This is a genomic window from Phragmitibacter flavus (assembly GCF_005780165.1).
GTDB lineage: Bacteria > Verrucomicrobiota > Verrucomicrobiia > Verrucomicrobiales > Verrucomicrobiaceae > Phragmitibacter > Phragmitibacter flavus.
Map to the genome: position 1 here is coordinate 96,572 of NZ_VAUV01000011.1, position 16,998 is coordinate 113,569.

Genomic DNA, 16,998 nt, shown 5'->3' on the forward strand with positions numbered 1-16,998 from the left:
CACTTGCCATTCTGCCAGGTTGTGGAACTCTGCTTGCCGCCAATTCCAAACCTTAGTATCCCTGCAATCAAGCAGGCCCAAGTGAAATCATCGAATCCAATCTTGGAATAGCGCGGGAACTAAAGTTATGGAAAAGAAACTCTTCACTGAACTCGGCCTGTCTACCGAAGTTCTCCAGGCCGTCGCCGCGCTCGGCTTCGAACAACCCTCCCCAGTTCAGGCCCAATGCATCCCGCCCGCCCTTGAAGGCCGCGACGTCGTCGGCCAGTCCCAAACCGGCTCGGGCAAGACCATGGCCTTCGCCATCCCCATCATCCAGCGCCTCGACGCACGCGAACGTGGCGTTCGCGCCCTCATCATGTGCCCCACCCGCGAACTTGCCATGCAGGTCTGCGAAGAGGTCGCCAAACTCACCATCCACAAACCCGGCCTCAAAGCTCTCCCCATTTACGGCGGTGCCACCTACACCCGTCAGATTCGCGGCCTACAGGACGGCGCTCAAATCGTCGTCGGCACCCCAGGTCGTATCCTCGACTTCATCAACAAAGGCTTGCTCAAGCTCGACAAACTGCAGATGCTCGTCTTCGATGAAGCCGACGAAATGCTCGACATGGGCTTCCGTGAAGACATCGAATCCCTCATCGAGATCGTCCCGCCCACGCGCCAGACCCTGTTCTTTTCTGCCACCCTCGACGGCCCCATTCGTCACCTGGTCGAAAGCTTCACCAAAGATCCCGTCCTCGTCTCCATCGAGCACAAGGCCCTCACGGTTCCGACCATCGAACAACGCTACTACGAGGTCAACAGCCGCTCCAAAATCGAGGTCCTCTGCCGCCTTCTCGACCTCGAGAACCCACGTCTTGCCATCGTTTTCGCCAACACCAAACGCGCTGTCGATGACATCACCGATGCCCTCAACGCCCGCGGTTACGCGATCGACCGACTCCATGGCGACCTTAACCAGACCATGCGCGACCGCGTCATGAAAAACTTCCGTGCCGGCACCGTCGAAATCCTCGCCGCCACCGATGTCGCCGCCCGTGGACTCGACGTTGATGACGTCGATCTCGTCTTCAACTACGACCTCCCCTACGACGAAGAAGACTATGTCCACCGCATCGGCCGCACCGGTCGTGCCGGACGCTCCGGAAAAGCCTTCGCCCTCGCCAGCGGACGCGACATCTTCCTCCTCCAGCGCATCCAACGCTACGCCAAAGTCAAAATCGAACGCCACAAAGTCCCCACCCGCGAAGAAGTCGAAGGCAAACGCGTCGACAGCCACTTCGCCAAAGTGCAGGCCCTCCTCGAAGGCGGCAGCTTCACCAACCACGAAAGCACCATTCAACGCCTCCTCGACGCCGGCCACTCCAGCACCGACATCGCCAGCGCCTTGATCCACATCATCCTCGCCGACGACGGACGCGAATCCCAGGAAATCCTCGAAGACCGCCCACGTCCCGAGCGTCCCGAACGCCGCGACCCACGTGACCGCGAACGCGGCCCCCGTCCTGACTACCAGGACAACCGCGACAACTCCAACTCCGCGCCGCGCGAAGCCCGTCCCCCACGCGTTGATCCTCCTGGCGGTTACACCCGCATGTTCATCAACGTGGGTTCCATCGACGAAGTCACCCCACGCGAAATCTCCGGTGCCATCTACAGCACCGCCAGCCTCCCCCCCGGCAGCCTCGGCAAAATCGAAATTTTCGCCAAGTGCAGCTACGTCGGCATCAAACCCGAACACGTCCAGCAAGTCCTCAGCGGCATCGAAGGCGCCAGCCTCCGCAATCGCGCCCTCCGCATGGACGTCGCCGAAGAACAACAATTTCAAGCCCGCCCTCCTCGCCCCAACTATGGTGGTGGCGGCGATGACCGTGGCAACGACCGACGCCCCCCCTTCCGCCCCCACGGCGGTGGTGGCGGCACCAGTCGCCCCCCCGGCGGCCCCGGCGGCTTCAAAAAGTTCGGTGGCTTCAAAAAGAACCGCCCGCCTACCGAGAGCTGGGACGAATAGCCGTTCGTTCCTTTTCCGGCGACCGCCGCCCAGACCAAAGTCCACGACCGACGACAAGTCGGTCAAGCCATCGCGCCTGCCCCTTTGTAGTCCGCTCTCCTTTCTCTATTGACGATTTCCAACTCTCTGGTCATCATGGAGTTAGCCATCGGAAGAACCCCGAGATCCAGCTGCATGCACCGAATTCTTCCCATCGTTAAAGCATCAATCATGGTGTGGTTGATTGTTTTCACCGGCGTCGTCCCCCTACATGCCCTTACCGTATTCGACGGCTACGATCCCGACCTGCACAACCGCTTCGCCGACTGGGAAAATTCCAATTACGCCGTCAACAACAACGTCTCAGTTGCCTCCATGACCGGCCTCGGCTGGAGCTCCGGCTTCGGTTCATCCAACGACCTCACCTACGCCGCCATCACCAATCAACACATCGTCGGTGGACACGTTGATCTCGCCGTCGGCACGGTCGTTTATTTTCACGGCGACAACGGCAGCATCATCAGCCGCACCGTTGCCTCTTCCACTTTCATTGGCGGCACCATGCGCATTTACACCTTGAACCAGCCCATCACCGACGCCTCATTCGCTCCAATCCCCATCATCATCGGAGGCAACGCCGCCGACTACGCCAACATGACCGTCGCCATGTTCGGACAAGACGGACGGGTGGTCACCGACCAGCTCGCCCCCCTCAATCAAATTGGACAAAATGTCCTCAACTCGCCGCTCGGTTCGTTTAACGGCACCAACATCACTCCCACCACTTCATTCGTTCCCCCGGACGGAAGCACCATGGTCGGCAAAATCCTCGGGAACGAAGGAAAATATGTGAGCGGCGACTCCAATGATTCCGTTCTCGGCTACTACAACGGCCAGTGGGGCCTTCTCGGCACCGCCTATCTCACTGATTCCGGTGCTGTTGGGTCAAGCTACTTCGACCTCCTCGCTTCTTACTATCAGAACATCCCCGGTGCCATCTCCGCGACGTTCATCGTCATTCCCGAACCTTCCCGCGTCCTTCTTCTCCTGTCTTCGCTCGCACTCCTTGTCCTGCATCGACGCCGCCCTTGCGCTCATTGATATTGATACAATGACCCCGGTCTCGCCGTATTCATCTGCGGCATGAACCGCCTTCACCGCACCGCTCTCATCCTCCTTGCCTGCCAAGTCTTTGGCACCTCCAGCATCTTTGCGGCCGCACCCGCCGTCGACTTCGCTCGCGACGTCCGCCCCATCCTCTCCAACCGTTGCTTCAAATGCCATGGCCCGGATGAAGGCACTCGTGAGGGCGGACTTCGTCTCGACCTGCGCGAATCGGCGCTCGCCGAAGCCAAATCCGGCGAAATCGCCATCGTCCCCGGCAAACCCCTCGACAGCGAAATGATCCGACGCCTGCATGCTGAAGATCCCGACGAACGCATGCCGCCCGCCTCCGCCAAAATGGAGCTGACCGACGCCGAAAAAAACATCCTCAATCAATGGATCGCCCAAGGCGCCGAATACCGACCTCACTGGGCCTTCATCGCTCCGCAAAAACCTGCCGCCAATTCCATCGACGAGTTCATCGTCCAAAAACTCACCACAGAAAATCTCCAACCCTCCCCTCAAGCTGACAAATACCAGCTCATCCGCCGCGTCACCCTCGACCTCACCGGCCTGCCCCCGACACCCGAAGAGACCAAAACCTTCATAGAAGACCGCTCTCCCAATGCCTACGAAAAACTCGTCGACCGCCTCCTCGCCTCTCCTCACTACGGCGAACGCTGGGCGCGCCGCTGGCTCGACCTTGCCCGTTATGCCGACACCAACGGTTACGAAAAAGACCGCGAACGGCAAATCTGGCCCTGGCGCGACTGGGTCATCCGCGCCCTCAACGCCGACATGCCGTTCGACCAGTTTACCATCAAACAACTCGCCGGCGACATGCTCCCCGAGGCCACCCCCGACGACATCACCGCGACCGGATTCCATCGCAACAGCATGCTCAACGAAGAAGGCGGCAACGACCCTCTTGAGTTTCGCTATCATGCCATGGCCGATCGTGTCGCCACCACCGGCACCACCTGGCTTGGACTCACCCTCGGCTGCGCCCAATGCCACACCCACAAATACGACCCCATCCTGCACACCGAATATTTCGGTCTGATGGCGTTTCTCAACAATGCCGACGACATTCATCAGGACCTCCCCGATTCAAACACGGCCAAAACACAAGCCGACCGCACCCGACGAGCCGAGGCCCTGATCGCCGATCTGCCAAAAAAATGGCCGCTGGAAAAACGCCCCGATGCGCAATGGACCACGCCACCCCTCGCCGCCGTCACCACCGCCTCCGACGAACTCCCAAGAATCACCGACAACCACACCGTCGTCTTTGCCGCCAAAGGTTCTGAAAAAGACACCTACGAAATCCGCTTCACCGCCGACACCAACACCCCAGGCGTCGACCGACTGCGCCTCGAAACCCTTGCCGACCCGGTCGTCCCTTCAGGTGGCCCCGGCAGAACGGGCCACGGCAACTTCGTCCTCAGCGAAATCGAAATTTTCACCCGCCCGAAGACTTCCGCCGATTCCCCATGGCAGAAACTCACCCTCGTCAAAGCCACCGCCGATGCCGAGCAACCCGGTTTCCCCGTCGCCTCCGCCATTGACGGCAAACCTGACACCGGCTGGGCCGTTCAAGTCGAAGGCGGCTCCCACAAAAAGAACCGCACCGCCGTTTTCCATTTCGACAAACCCCTCCCATTCCCGTCCTCCGATCTTGAATTCAAAGTCACCCTCGCTCAGAACTTCGGCACCCATCACACCATCGGTGCCTTCCGCCTGTCCCTCGGCAAACCCCTCGAACTGCCCGTCCCGCAACTCACCGACGAGCAACGCCGCCAGCAGGCCCTCGATCTCGCTTTCAATCAATGGCTCGAAAAAGTTCAGACCGACACCGTCCCCTGGACCCCTCTAAAACCCGACACCCTCGACTCCAACGAACCGATCCTCAACCTTGAAGCTGACAACATCATCTTCGTCTCCGGCGACACCACCAAAGACGACCGCTTCACCCTGACCTTCAAAAACGTCCCCGCCGGAACCACCGCCCTGCGACTCGAAACCCTCACCGACGAACGCCTCCCCGGCTTCGGCCCCGGCAAAGTTTATTACGAAGGCAGCGCCGGCGACTTTTTCCTCTACAATCTCACCGTCAAGACTGGCGACCAACCCATCGCCCTTAACGACGCCACCTCCACCATCGGCGACGCCAAACTCGCCATCGACAGCGACAATCTCACCGGCTGGACCATCAAACCGCAATCCGGCGAAAACCAAACCGCCGTCTTCCAACTCGCCCAGCCCCTTCCAGCCAGCACTGACCTCACCATTGAAATGCAGATGGGCCGTTATTTCGCCTCCACCCTCGGTAAGTTTCGCTTTTCCGTCACCGATGCCGCCCACAAAACCACCGCCCGAGTCCTTCCCGACAACGCCGACCGTGCCACCCTCTTCCGCCATTTCCTGCTCAGCGCCCCGCCCTTGGCCGAACATGCCAAAACCATCCGCGACCTCCTGAAACCCCTCACCCCCCAGCGCACCTTGGTCCTTCGCGAACGCGATCAGCATTCACGCAAAACCCGCCTCCACAACCGGGGCGAATTCACCCAGCCCGCCCAGGAAATCCAGCCCCACACCCCAGCCTTCCTGCCACCGCTCTCCCCCAACCTCCCCGCCAACCGTCTCGGCTTTGCGCACTGGCTCGTCTCCAAAGAAAACCCCCTCACCGCCCGCGTCACCGTCAACCGCCACTGGCAGGCCTTCTTCGGCACCGGCCTCGTCAAAACCCTCGATGACTTCGGCTTCCAAGGCGAAATCCCCAGCCATCCCGAACTCCTCGACTGGCTCGCCCTCACCTTCATGGACAACGGCTGGTCCGTGAAAAATCTCCACCGTCTCATCGTCACCAGCAACACCTACAAACAGGACTCCCGCATCACACCCGAGCTCCTCGAAAAAGATCCACAAAACCAACTTCTCGCTCGCGGACCTCGCCTCCGCATCGAAGCCGAAATGATCCGCGACCTCACCCTCAGTGCCTCCGGCCTGCTCACTGCCAAATCCTATGGACCCTCCGTGCGCCCGCCCCAACCCGCCAGCGTCAACGAAGGCGCTTATGGCGGCATGACCTGGAAGGTCAGCGAAGGCGAAGACCGCTATCGACGTGGACTCTACACTTTCGCCAAACGCTCCACACCCTTCGCCTCCTTCCAGACCTTCGACGCCCCCACCGGAGAAGCCTGCGTTGCCCGTCGCGAAGTCTCCAACACCCCCCTCCAGTCCCTCGTCCTTCTCAACGACGAAGCCTTCTTCGAAACTGCCCAGGCCCTCGGCAAAAAAACCGCCGCCCACCCCGGGACCCCATCCGAAAAAGCCGCCTACGCCTTCCAGCGCTGCCTCACCCGGCCGCCCTCCGAGTCCGAAACCCAAAAGCTCGCCTACTTTTATCAGGATCAGCTCACCCGCATTCGTGCTGGCGAACTCAACCCCACCGACCTCATGCCCCCTGACTCCACCCCCGAAGAGACAGCCTGGATGACCGTCGCCCGCATCCTCCTCAACCTCGACGAAACCATCACCAAAAACTAAATTTCCAAACTCACCGATCACCTCCCCCTCATCCATTCGTGTCAATTCGTGTCAATTCGTGTCCATTCGTGTCCATTCGTGGTTCCTCCCCATCATCATCAGTTCCCCATCTGTGTTAATCTGTGTCCATCTGTGGTTTCCCTTCCCCTAGTCCAAATCACCCCATGAACTGCCAACACCGCTCCTTCGCTCCCGACGGCTCCCAAAGCCGCCGCTGGTTCCTCCGCGAATGCGGACTCGGCCTCGGCAAAATCGGTCTCGCCTCCCTCATCGGCAACAACTTCGCCCAGGCCGCCGCACCATCGCTTTCTCACCTCCCCGGCAAAGCCAAGGCCGTCATCCACCTCTTCATGGCCGGAGCCCCTTCGCAGCTCGACCTTTTTGATCCCAAACCCGCCCTCGAAAAACTGGACGGCAAACCTCTCCCTCCTTCCGTCATCGGCAACCAGCGCCTCGCCTTCATCCGGCCGGACGCTGGCGTCATGGCCTCCCGATTCAAATTCGCCCAACACGGCCAGTCCGGTGCCTGGATCAGCGAACTGCTCCCTCACACTGCTCAGATCGCCGACGACCTTTGTTTCATCCGTTCCGTCAAAACCGACCAGTTCAACCACGCCCCCGCACAAATCTTCTTCAACACCGGCTTCCTCCAGCCTGGCCGACCCAGCATCGGCTCATGGGTGACCTATGGGCTTGGTTCCATGAACAACGACCTCCCGTCTTTCGTCGTCCTCAGCACCGGTGCCGGCATCAGCGGAGGTGCCGCCAACTGGTCCAGCGGCTTCATCCCCACCGTCCATGCCGGCGTGCGCTTCCGCAATTCCGGCGATCCGATCCTCAACACCGCCTCCCCCAAAGGCGTCGATCAAAAACTTCAGCGCGAAACCATCAACCTCATTGGCGATCTCAACTGCCTCCAGCTCGACACCGTCGGCGATCCCGAAATCGCCACCCGCATCGCCTCCCACGAGATGGCCTTCCGACTCCAACAAAGCGCCCCCGAACTTACCGACCTTTCCGGCGAACCCGAATCCATCCTCAAACTCTACGGCATCACCGACATCAACCAACCAAGCTATGCCCGCGCCTGCCTCCTCGCCCGTCGCATGATCGAACGCGGCGTCCGCTACATCAACATCTACAACGAGGGCTGGGACGCCCACTCCGACCTCGCCGGCAACCACGGCAAACTCTGCAAAGCCACTGACCAGGCCAGCGCCGCGCTCGTCACCGACCTCAAACAACGCGGACTCCTCGACGAAACCCTCGTTGTCTGGGGCGGCGAATTTGGCCGCACTCCGATGGTTGAAACCAACCCCTCGCTCGGTCGTGCCCTCGGTCGCGACCATCATCCCTCCGCCTTCACCATCTGGATGGCCGGCGGCGGCATCCAGGGCGGCCAAAGCTACGGAGAAACCGATGAACTCGGCTACCACATCGTCGATAAACCCGTCCACGTCCACGACGTCCAGGCCACCATCCTTCATTGCCTCGGCCTCGACCACGAACGCCTCACCTATCTCCACGCCGGGCGTCACTTCCGCCTCACCGACGTCCACGGTCACGTCGTGAAAGCACTCCTGGCTTAACCACTCAGTTCATCCATCGCAATCTCGATACAAATCCCATCTCGACAGAACTGACCTCCGCCCTCATCATCGCTCCATGAACCCGCACAGTCAGGAGCTTTCGATTCTCAAAGAAATCATCAAGGTCTACACGGAAACCACATCAACCACTCAACGTTGCCGCCGCCTGTCCATCATCATCGGCTGCATTGCCCCAGCGTTGATCATACTCGCCATCGCTGGCAACGTTTCAGCCATTCTGCAGACGAGAGACAATCTAGTTTTGGCAGTCTTCGGGGGCATTGCTTGCGGATTAAGTTTTCTCTACCGCTGCGCTGCCATGCAGGCTCCTTACTTTGCGAAGTATACCACGCTGGATGCCGAATCCATTCGCCAACGCATCAGGGAAATCGAATCCATCTAAGTCATTTCCACCTCATCTACCCTTCTGTATCACTTCAATGATCACGTTCATTCGCATTCTAGTTTTACTGACATTCGTTACTTCTCCCCTCCAAGCCGAACAGCCATTTCTCGAAAAACAAGAACTCTTCGCCGCCGGCCAGTCCGGCTTTTCCCTCTACCGCATCCCCGGCATCGTCGTCACCAATCAAGGCACCATCCTCGCCTACTGCGAAGCCCGTAAACACGGTGGCAAAGACTGGGGCGAAATCGAAATCCATCTCTGTCGCAGCACCGACAATGGTCTAACCTTCAGCCCCCCTCAACACATCGCCCATCACGGCGAACGCATCCCTCTCACCGTCAAAACCACGGAAGGGCGCATCGAACAAACCGTCAACAATCCCGTCGCCATCAACGACACCAAAACCGGCGTCATTCATTTCCTCTACTGCGTCAACTACGCCCGCGCCTTCCACATCCAGAGCTCCGACGATGGTCTCACCTGGACGTCCCCCATCGAAATCACCGCCACCTTCGAAACCTTCCGCCAAAAACACCACTACTCCTGGACCGTCCTCGCCACTGGCCCCGGCCACGGCATCCAGCTCAAAAACGACCGCCTCATCGTGCCCGTCTGGCTCGCCAGCGGCAAAGACGGTGCCCACCATCCCTCCGTCGCCGCCACCATTTACAGCGACGACCAAGGCAAAACCTGGCACGCCGGTGACATCGCCCTCCCCAACGACCCCGACCACACCAACCCCAACGAAACCGTCATCGCCCAACTCTCCGACGGCAGAGTCATGCTCAACGCCCGCAGCACTTCCAAAGCCAGCCGCCGTCTCATCACCACCAGCCCCGACGGCTCCGCCAACTGGAACACCCCCGCTTTTGATCCCGCACTCCCCGACCCTCAGTGCATGGGCAGCCTCATCACCCATCCCAACCCACCCAACGGCAAACCCCTCCTCATCTTTGCCAATCCCCACAGCCTCAAACGCGACGCCGAACACCACGAAATCCCCGGCGCATCCGGCCCGCGCGAAAACCTCACCATCAAACTCAGCGAAGACGACGGCAAAACCTGGCCCATCCAGAAAACCCTCGAGCCCGGCGGCTCAGGCTACTCCGACCTCGCCGTTCTTCCCGATGGCACCATTCTCTGCTTTTATGAGCGCAGCCCCGATGGACTAAATTCGGTCGGCCTTCTCACCCTCGCCCGCCTCAACCTCGCCTGGCTAAAACAAAAGGAAGACATCCGCCCTACCCAAACCATGCAGGAAGCCGGAACCGCCGTCGCCAACCGTGTCATCGCCACCAGCAGCAAACAAACCGGCTACATGTTCGACCTCACCCTCGAAGCCCTTCTCGAACTGTCCCGCATCACCAACAATTCCACCTATCGCGACCATGTCCTGCGCATCGCCACCAACCAGCGCAAACTCACCCCCACCACCCCGGCCCCCTGGCGTCAACAACCCTTCAACTGCCTCACCTTCGCCCTCTTCGAAGCCACCCAGGACAAATCCTGGCTCCCCATCTTTCTCAGCGAATCCGAACGCTGCCGCAACGAAATCTGGCGCGACCCAGACGGCATCATCCTCCACCCCCGCGGCACAAAACGCGGCGGCGGCGAAGCCATGCTCATTGATGCCCTCCAGGAATACACCAGTCGCATGGCCCGCACCGGATTCATCACCAAAGACCCCGCATGGTTCGCCGAATGCGCCCGCCAGTTCCGCCTCTACCGCCCCATCGTCCGCTACCCCGACAGCGGCCTCTGGTCCCAAGGCCGAGGCTGGATCAGCGGTCAACCCAGCACCCTTTCCCCCGGTGCCTGGTCGCGCGGTCATGGCTGGCTCATCCGCGGCATGGAACAGTCTCTTCGCTACATCCCCCGCGACGCCGCTGAATACCAAGAGATTCAAACCCACCTCTCCGAACTTGCCGATGCCCTCCTCGCCGTCCAACTCCCCTCCGGCATGTGGTCCTGTCTGCTCACCCGAAGCCCCGACCAATCCCCAGCCGAAACCAGCGGCACTGCCATGATCGCCTGGCACCTCGCCCGCGCCATCCACGACGGACACCTCACCGATCCCAAATACCTCGCATCCGTCAAAAAAGCCCTCGCCGCCCTTCCTCAATACGTCCTCACCGACGGCACCGTGTTCAACACCAGTCCCGGCCCCGGCCCCCTCGAAACCGAAGAGCCCTGGCTCAAATCCGAATACCCACCCGGCGACCCCCACGGCACCTTCTCCATCCTTTTCGCCGCCGCCGCCGCCTACCTGCTCGACAACTAATCGATCTCAACGTTCGCCACGCTCGGATGTCCAAAGGAAACCTCTCCTTTCCAATCTTCTCTTCTGCCCTATCGTCCTCAGCATTGCCCCATGAAGAAAAAGCTCCTCATCTTCACCGCCTCCCTCTTCGCCCTACTCGGCATCGGAACCTTCGCCGGCTATTCCTGGCTCACCGCCCGCTTTGAGAAAGACGCGGTCATCGCCCAGGTCGAACAATGGTGGGACTGCCGCGCCACCCTCGAATCCAGCACCGTCAACCTCCTCTCCACCCCAGCTACCGTCGAACTGCGCGGCCTCAAACTCGCCATTAGCGATGACGAAGTCACCAAACCCTACGCCCAGCGCAGCGCTTTCCCGGAAGACCAGGCTCTGCTCGTCGCCGAACACGCCACCCTGTCCGTCACCCTCAAAGACCTGCTCAGTCGCCGCTACAACATCGAGAAACTGCACATCTCCAACCTTCGACTGCGCACCGAGATCGACACCGAAGGCGACAGCACCCTCGACATGATGTTCGACTCCCCCGAAGATGAAAGCGAACCCCTCCCTGCCGAACAAGTCCAGACCAAGCGCCCCTTAAACGCCCTCGCCGCCAACATCAGCAGCGAACCACCGCAAACCGGCGACCCTGCCAAACCCAAAAAGAAGAGAACCAAAAAACGCAAAAAAGACAAGGAACCCTTCAAGGCCAGCGACCTCGGTCTCGCCCTCCAGGTTCAGGAAGCCAGCGTCAACAACGGCAGCTTTGAGATCGTCGATTTCAAAAATCAAACCCACATGACCCTGAGCAACATCGCGCTCACTCTTTCCGATATCGACGTCGATCCCAACAACCTCGCCGCGCACAATCGCAGCAACCTCAAATTCGCCGGCGACATCAAAACCGCCAAAACCGACTCCACCGAAGTCACCGCCAATTTTAACGTCCAGGGCGACGGCGTGTTCCACCCTTTTGCCCCCGACACCGGCCTGTGGTTCCCCGATCTCGGACTCAACATCCTCATCAAAAAAGGCAGCAGCTTTGGCGGCGCGCCGCTTGAAACTCAAATGCGCGAGAAGGACATGAAAAAGATGCGCGAATACGGACTAGACCTCACCGGCCTCGCCATGGGCGGCGTCCTTCAGGACGACCTCGTCACCCAGATCCACGCCATCGGCAGCAAAATGATCATTGGTCGCGACACCCATCTCATCTGCCCCGACTACGGCATCACCCTCCTGCAAAAGAGTTGGATCAACGCCGCCGAAGACGACCATCGCCTCAACGGCCGGTTCACCGCCAACCCCGAACTCAGCCAGCGTGTCCTCTCCGGAGCCCAGGCCAAACTCGGCGAAAAATACGGTGATACCGTTGCCGCCCTCGCCCAGGCCACCATCAACGCCACCTTCATGGACGAGCAAAAACGTCTCATCATTCCCATCAAATCCCGCGGCCCCTTGTCCAAACCCGATGTCAGTCTCGACGGCACCATCGGCGACATCACCGACAGCCTCAAAAGCGCTGGCAAGAGCCTCCTTGAAGGCCTCCTCAACAACTGAAAAAGTCACCCTTCTTCGCGACATCACTTCCTGTTTGTCACCCCATCTCCAACCGCTAGTATCCATCCCATCATGACGCTCCGACACTTTTCCGCGATCCTTGCCGCCTGCCTCCTTGTCACGCCATTCCTTCAAATCCAGGCCCAGGAAGGTCAGCCACCAAGCCCAGAAGCCATTGCTGAAAACGAAAAATTCGGCAAACTCGTCAGCGAAGCCCAGCAATTCCAGGCGCAGAGCCAGCTGCTCGATGCCATGGAAAAAATCAACGAAGCCGAAGCCATCAAACCCGGCACCGCCATCCTTCATAACATGCGCGGCAGCGTCTACACCGCCATGCGCGACTTCGACAAAGCCCAGGAGCAGTTCGAAAAAGCCCAGGTCCTCCACCCCGGTGCCTTCGAGCCCCGCTTCAATCTCCTCGAGCTCAACTATGTCCGCGGTCAATACACCGAGGCCGAAAAAGGCTTCACCGAACTCCTCAACACCTACCCCAAACTGCGCGTCGAAATCCGCCACATCACCCTATTCAAAATTCTCGTCTCCCAACTCAAACAGGACAAGCTGACCGCCGCTGAAGAAACCATGAAAAACTTCACCTTCATGGACGACACCCCCGCCTATTATTATGCCCGCGCCGCCATGTCATTTCACAAAAAAGACAAAGTCGACGGCCACACCTGGCTCAACAAAGGTTCCCAAATTTTCAAACAACCCGAGCAAACCGTTCCTTACGTCGACTCCCTCATCGAAGCCCGCTGGATCGACAGCCTCGGCATTCCCGACGAGCTCCAAAAATAATCTGCGCCGAGGGCAAGAGACCGCGAATTTGCACTTCGCTCAAACAATCAAAAAGCTCCGACTCCCTTTGTCCATCAAAGTCGCAAACACCCCCTTCAAAACCTCCTCAGAAGCCTTTGTTGCCAGCATGTAACGCTGACCTCCCTTGTTCCATGTCGCCACCTGCCATTCACCGCGACTTTCGAACTTCGTTGCTGCTTCCGGCACCCCCGGCTCAACGCCCACCATCACCAAATGGGCTTCCTGACCCGGCGCAATTTCAAAACAAATCACTGAGGCTGGACGCCCCTCCACCTCAAACACCTTGCAGCCAAGACTGCGCATCGCCGCAAACCCATCAGGCAACTCCTCCGGCATCGGCGATCCCACTTCCTTAAGCGACGCCTTCAACAAGGCCAGGTCGCCAGAAAAACGGTCCAATCTCACCTCGTGCGAATCAATCGATTTCACCATCGACAGCGCCTGCCTCTCCCAATCCTTCCCCGTTCCTCCCGCATCGTTCCACCACCAGACACCCGCCAGCGCGATCACCACCGCCATCGTCAACAACAAGGGCAACATCCCCACCCTCCGTTTGGACACTGACGGCTCCAAATCGCGCTCCATTTCCATCGCTTTCAAGATGTCATCGTTCAATCCCGCAGGCACCGGAATCTCACCCAACGCCCCGGCCACCTGTTCATCAAACTGGCTCCGTTTTTCCAACCACTGCTGAAGTTCTGCATCCCCCGCCGCCAAGGCACGGCTTGCCTCCGAAGCATCCCCTGGGCGCAACGTGCTGGCATCCAATTCGTTTCTGGCATCTTCCGGTCTCATCATCTTCGCATCAAAAACTATTCCACCGCCCCCCTGCTGGTAGTTACGTTCTGGGTCCTGTTTAAGATATCACGCAACAACCCCTTGCCCCTCGACAATCTCGACATCACCGTCCCCACGGGAATGTCCAAAGCCTCCGCAATCTCTTTATAAGACAACTCCTTCAAATAAAACAGCACCAACGGCGCTCGGTAACCCACCGCCAGCTCGTCGAGGGCACGTTGCAACATCGCCCCATCGACCTCCACCGGTTCAGCTGCAGGCTCATCCACCGCCTCGTGTCTCTCCGGTTCAAACTCCACCGACTCGAACCTTTTTTCCCGACGCGCCACCGCCAGCCATTCCCGATACAGCGTCGTAAACAACCAGGTCTTCACCTTCGTCGCATCCTTCAACGCATGCCCCTTCCTCGCCCACAATAGAAACGTCTGCTGCACCAGATCCTTCGCCTGCGCTTCAGCCCGGCACATGCTGAAGGCAAAGCGATACAATGCCGCATAATGCCCATCCACCAGTTGCTGAAAATCCACCTTGGAATCCATTGATGGCACAGCCAACCGAACATCCTCCCCTTGGTCAACGGAAAACTCCATGAATAACAGCAGGTTCAACCAACTCAGGCCCGTCTGCACCTCATGCCCGGCGAGATTTAAGCAACAAAACATCCGCCGAATACCTCCCTGGGCCAAAGACAAACACCAGCACGGAAGCCAGCAAAAACAAGAAAGGTGCCGCCGTCACAAACGCATCAGAGTCCGAAAACATCCCCTTCAACTCCTCCACATGCGCCGTTGCATAGGCCACCATCATCACCACGATCAACGGCAGCGCCGCAAGTCGGGAACACAATCCCGCCAGCAACAACAATCCTCCAACACACTCCACTCCCCCGGCCATCATTGCCTGAAACTTCGGCAACGGCAGCCCAAGCTCACCGAAAAACTCCGCCGTTCCATCCAGATTCATCAGCTTGCCTTTCCCCGTCAGAAAGAACTGCCAACCCCAATAAAACCGGATCAATAGCAACACTGGATCAACCAACGATGATCCTATCCTGGCGAGCCCCTCGTTCAACCCGAGCCAACCGCGTTTCAGTTTCGAATCTTCACTCATAAAGTCACCTTTTCACATTTCGTTCGCTTCACCTCACTTCACTTACAAAACCAACCGAGTGCTGCCCATTGCTCAAACCACCCGCGCACCTTCACCATCCAGTCCATCGCTCCATCCGCATCGGCCAAAGCCAGATCCAACGCCCTCGCCAAACCATCCCCGCGACCCAACGCCTCCAGCAACAGAAACGCCTCCTTCTCCAACCTCAAAAAATACAGATCATTGTCGCACCGATGCACCACCAGATGAACTCGCTCCCTCACAGGCAACTTCACCTTCCTGCGCACCTTCTTCCTCGACTCACCCGTCATCGCATGACTCGCCTCTTTGCGCATGCCTGACTCAAACTTTCGCACCGCCATGAAATACACATCCACCGCATGATCCAGTTCGAGCAGCACCACATAAGGCTGCAACCTCAAACACAACTCATCCAAATTCTTCCCCAACAGCTCATCCACCTTCAAGGCCGGTCGCTTTGCCTCATCAAACGCCACCGTCTGAGCCCATTCAAATCGCGCCACATCCACCGCCATCGACTGAAGTTCTCCCGTCCACACCGGTTCCGCACGAAGAAACTCCTCCAAGCGCGATCCCAAATTGCGCAACGTAAACGACTGACTCGGACACTTGCTCAAATAAGCCACACACATCCTCTGAAATCGCCGTTGCCCCAGCAAAACGCGCAATCCGGGGTAATCCTCATACAAACAGTCCAGCAACCGAAACCAATACTGCCGGTTGTATATCTCTAACCGATCAAACCCATTCATCTGTTCATTCCCCTTCATGAATGAAGCAACCACCGACCTCGTCCTTTTCCCATCCTCCCAGGTTCGACGCATCCCCTCGTCGGCAGCGAGTGGACGCATGACCGCGTGAGCCATCAAACGCTGCACCTCAGCAAGACCCTGCAACGAGTCGATATCAGACGGGCAATACGGCGTTTTCATGAAGATAAAGATTCGCTTTTAATGCTTCGTCATGCACCTCGTCAAAACTCGGAATGCGATCGTCCCATTCCAGCAACGTCGCCGTATGCCCGCAGCATCTAATCGTCTCCGCATACAAGGCCCAAACCGGATCAGGCACCGGCTGATCATGAGTGTCCAGAATCACCTTCTCCAACCTCGAATGCCCGGCGAGATGAATCTGCCCCACGCGGTGGGCCGGCACATTCCTCACATAATCCAAAGGATCAAACCCGTGATTCTCCGACGAAACATAGATGTTGTTCACATCCAACAAAATCCCGCAATCCGCCGCCTCCGCCACCTCCGTCAAAAAATCCCATTCTGTCATGTTACTCTGATGAAACTCCGCATAACTGCTCACATTCTCCACACAGATCGGAACCTCCAAAAAATCCTGGGCCTCGCGGATTTTTGAAGCCGTATGTTTCGCCACCGCCATCGTGTAAGGCATCGGCAGCAAATCATGCGTATACCTGCCATCCACACTGCCCCAGCATAAATGGTCCGACAGCCATGGCGTATTCGTCCGCTTCACCAGACGTTTCAACTTCTTCAAATGCTCCCGATTCAGCGGCTCCGCACTCCCGAAATACATCGACACCCCATGCTGCACCACCCGGTATTGTTCCAGGATCTGATCCAAAATCTCCAACGGCCTTCCCCCATCCACCATAAAATTTTCAGAAATGATCTCAAACCAATCCACCACCGGCTTCTTTTCCAGAATGTGGCGGTAATGCGGAACCCGAAGTCCCACGCCCACACCATAGTCGGTATGATTGTTGAAAAAATTGGCAGGCATAACAGCTTCTCAATGTGAGTTTCCATTCATCAAA

13 protein-coding genes are annotated in these 16,998 nt (G+C 58.5%); 8 read left to right on the plus strand and 5 right to left on the minus strand.

What is annotated here, in order from left to right; all coding sequences use genetic code 11:
- Window positions 1-127: 127 nt before the first annotated feature.
- The 8 genes from FEM03_RS15680 (at window position 128) to FEM03_RS15715 (ending at window position 13,259) form a co-directional block, all read left to right on the plus strand.
- A complete protein-coding gene (locus FEM03_RS15680; RefSeq protein ID WP_138087227.1) occupies window positions 128-2,014 on the plus strand; it encodes a DEAD/DEAH box helicase in 1,887 nt (628 codons plus the stop codon).
- A gap of 174 nt (window positions 2,015-2,188) precedes the next feature.
- Window positions 2,189-3,094, plus strand: coding sequence for a PEP-CTERM sorting domain-containing protein (locus tag FEM03_RS15685; RefSeq protein ID WP_166442899.1), 906 nt, complete (start codon window positions 2,189-2,191; stop codon window positions 3,092-3,094).
- 42 nt (window positions 3,095-3,136) lie between these two features.
- Window positions 3,137-6,646, plus strand: coding sequence for a PSD1 and planctomycete cytochrome C domain-containing protein (locus FEM03_RS15690; RefSeq protein ID WP_138087229.1), 3,510 nt, complete (start codon window positions 3,137-3,139; stop codon window positions 6,644-6,646).
- Window positions 6,647-6,810: 164 nt separating this feature from the next.
- Window positions 6,811-8,235, plus strand: coding sequence for a DUF1501 domain-containing protein (locus FEM03_RS15695; RefSeq protein ID WP_138087230.1), 1,425 nt, complete (start codon window positions 6,811-6,813; stop codon window positions 8,233-8,235).
- 76 nt (window positions 8,236-8,311) lie between these two features.
- Window positions 8,312-8,638, plus strand: coding sequence for a hypothetical protein (locus FEM03_RS15700; RefSeq protein WP_138087231.1), 327 nt, complete (start codon window positions 8,312-8,314; stop codon window positions 8,636-8,638).
- A 37-nt stretch (window positions 8,639-8,675) separates the two neighbouring features.
- A complete protein-coding gene (locus tag FEM03_RS15705; RefSeq protein WP_138087232.1) occupies window positions 8,676-10,922 on the plus strand; it encodes a glycoside hydrolase family 88 protein in 2,247 nt (748 codons plus the stop codon).
- A 90-nt stretch (window positions 10,923-11,012) separates the two neighbouring features.
- Entirely contained in the window at window positions 11,013-12,461 is a 1,449-nt protein-coding gene (locus tag FEM03_RS15710) for an AsmA family protein (RefSeq protein WP_138087233.1), read from the plus strand.
- Window positions 12,462-12,533: 72 nt separating this feature from the next.
- Window positions 12,534-13,259, plus strand: coding sequence for a tetratricopeptide repeat protein (locus tag FEM03_RS15715; RefSeq protein ID WP_138087234.1), 726 nt, complete (start codon window positions 12,534-12,536; stop codon window positions 13,257-13,259).
- Window positions 13,260-13,298: 39 nt separating this feature from the next.
- On the opposite strand, the gene FEM03_RS15720 is transcribed toward FEM03_RS15715, so the two are convergent.
- The 5 genes from FEM03_RS15720 to bufB are packed head-to-tail and all read right to left on the minus strand — an operon-like array spanning window position 13,299 to window position 16,964.
- Window positions 13,299-14,078 (minus strand): DUF3379 domain-containing protein, encoded by a 780-nt coding sequence (locus FEM03_RS15720; RefSeq protein ID WP_138087235.1) that lies wholly within the window; start codon window positions 14,076-14,078, stop codon window positions 13,299-13,301.
- A 14-nt stretch (window positions 14,079-14,092) separates the two neighbouring features.
- A complete protein-coding gene (locus tag FEM03_RS15725) occupies window positions 14,093-14,668 on the minus strand; it encodes an RNA polymerase sigma factor (protein ID WP_240772805.1) in 576 nt (191 codons plus the stop codon).
- A gap of 40 nt (window positions 14,669-14,708) precedes the next feature.
- Window positions 14,709-15,188, minus strand: coding sequence for a DoxX family protein (locus FEM03_RS15730; RefSeq protein ID WP_138087236.1), 480 nt, complete (start codon window positions 15,186-15,188; stop codon window positions 14,709-14,711).
- A gap of 38 nt (window positions 15,189-15,226) precedes the next feature.
- Complete coding sequence (locus tag FEM03_RS15735; protein WP_138087237.1) at window positions 15,227-16,141, minus strand: HvfC/BufC N-terminal domain-containing protein; 915 nt, start codon at window positions 16,139-16,141, stop codon at window positions 15,227-15,229.
- Window positions 16,116-16,964 carry an MNIO family bufferin maturase gene (gene bufB, locus FEM03_RS15740; RefSeq protein WP_138087238.1) on the minus strand — a complete coding sequence of 283 codons (849 nt, stop codon included), beginning with the start codon at window positions 16,962-16,964 and terminating at the stop codon, window positions 16,116-16,118. The genes FEM03_RS15735 and bufB overlap by 26 nt, the downstream gene beginning before the upstream one ends.
- Window positions 16,965-16,998 lie beyond the last annotated feature (34 nt).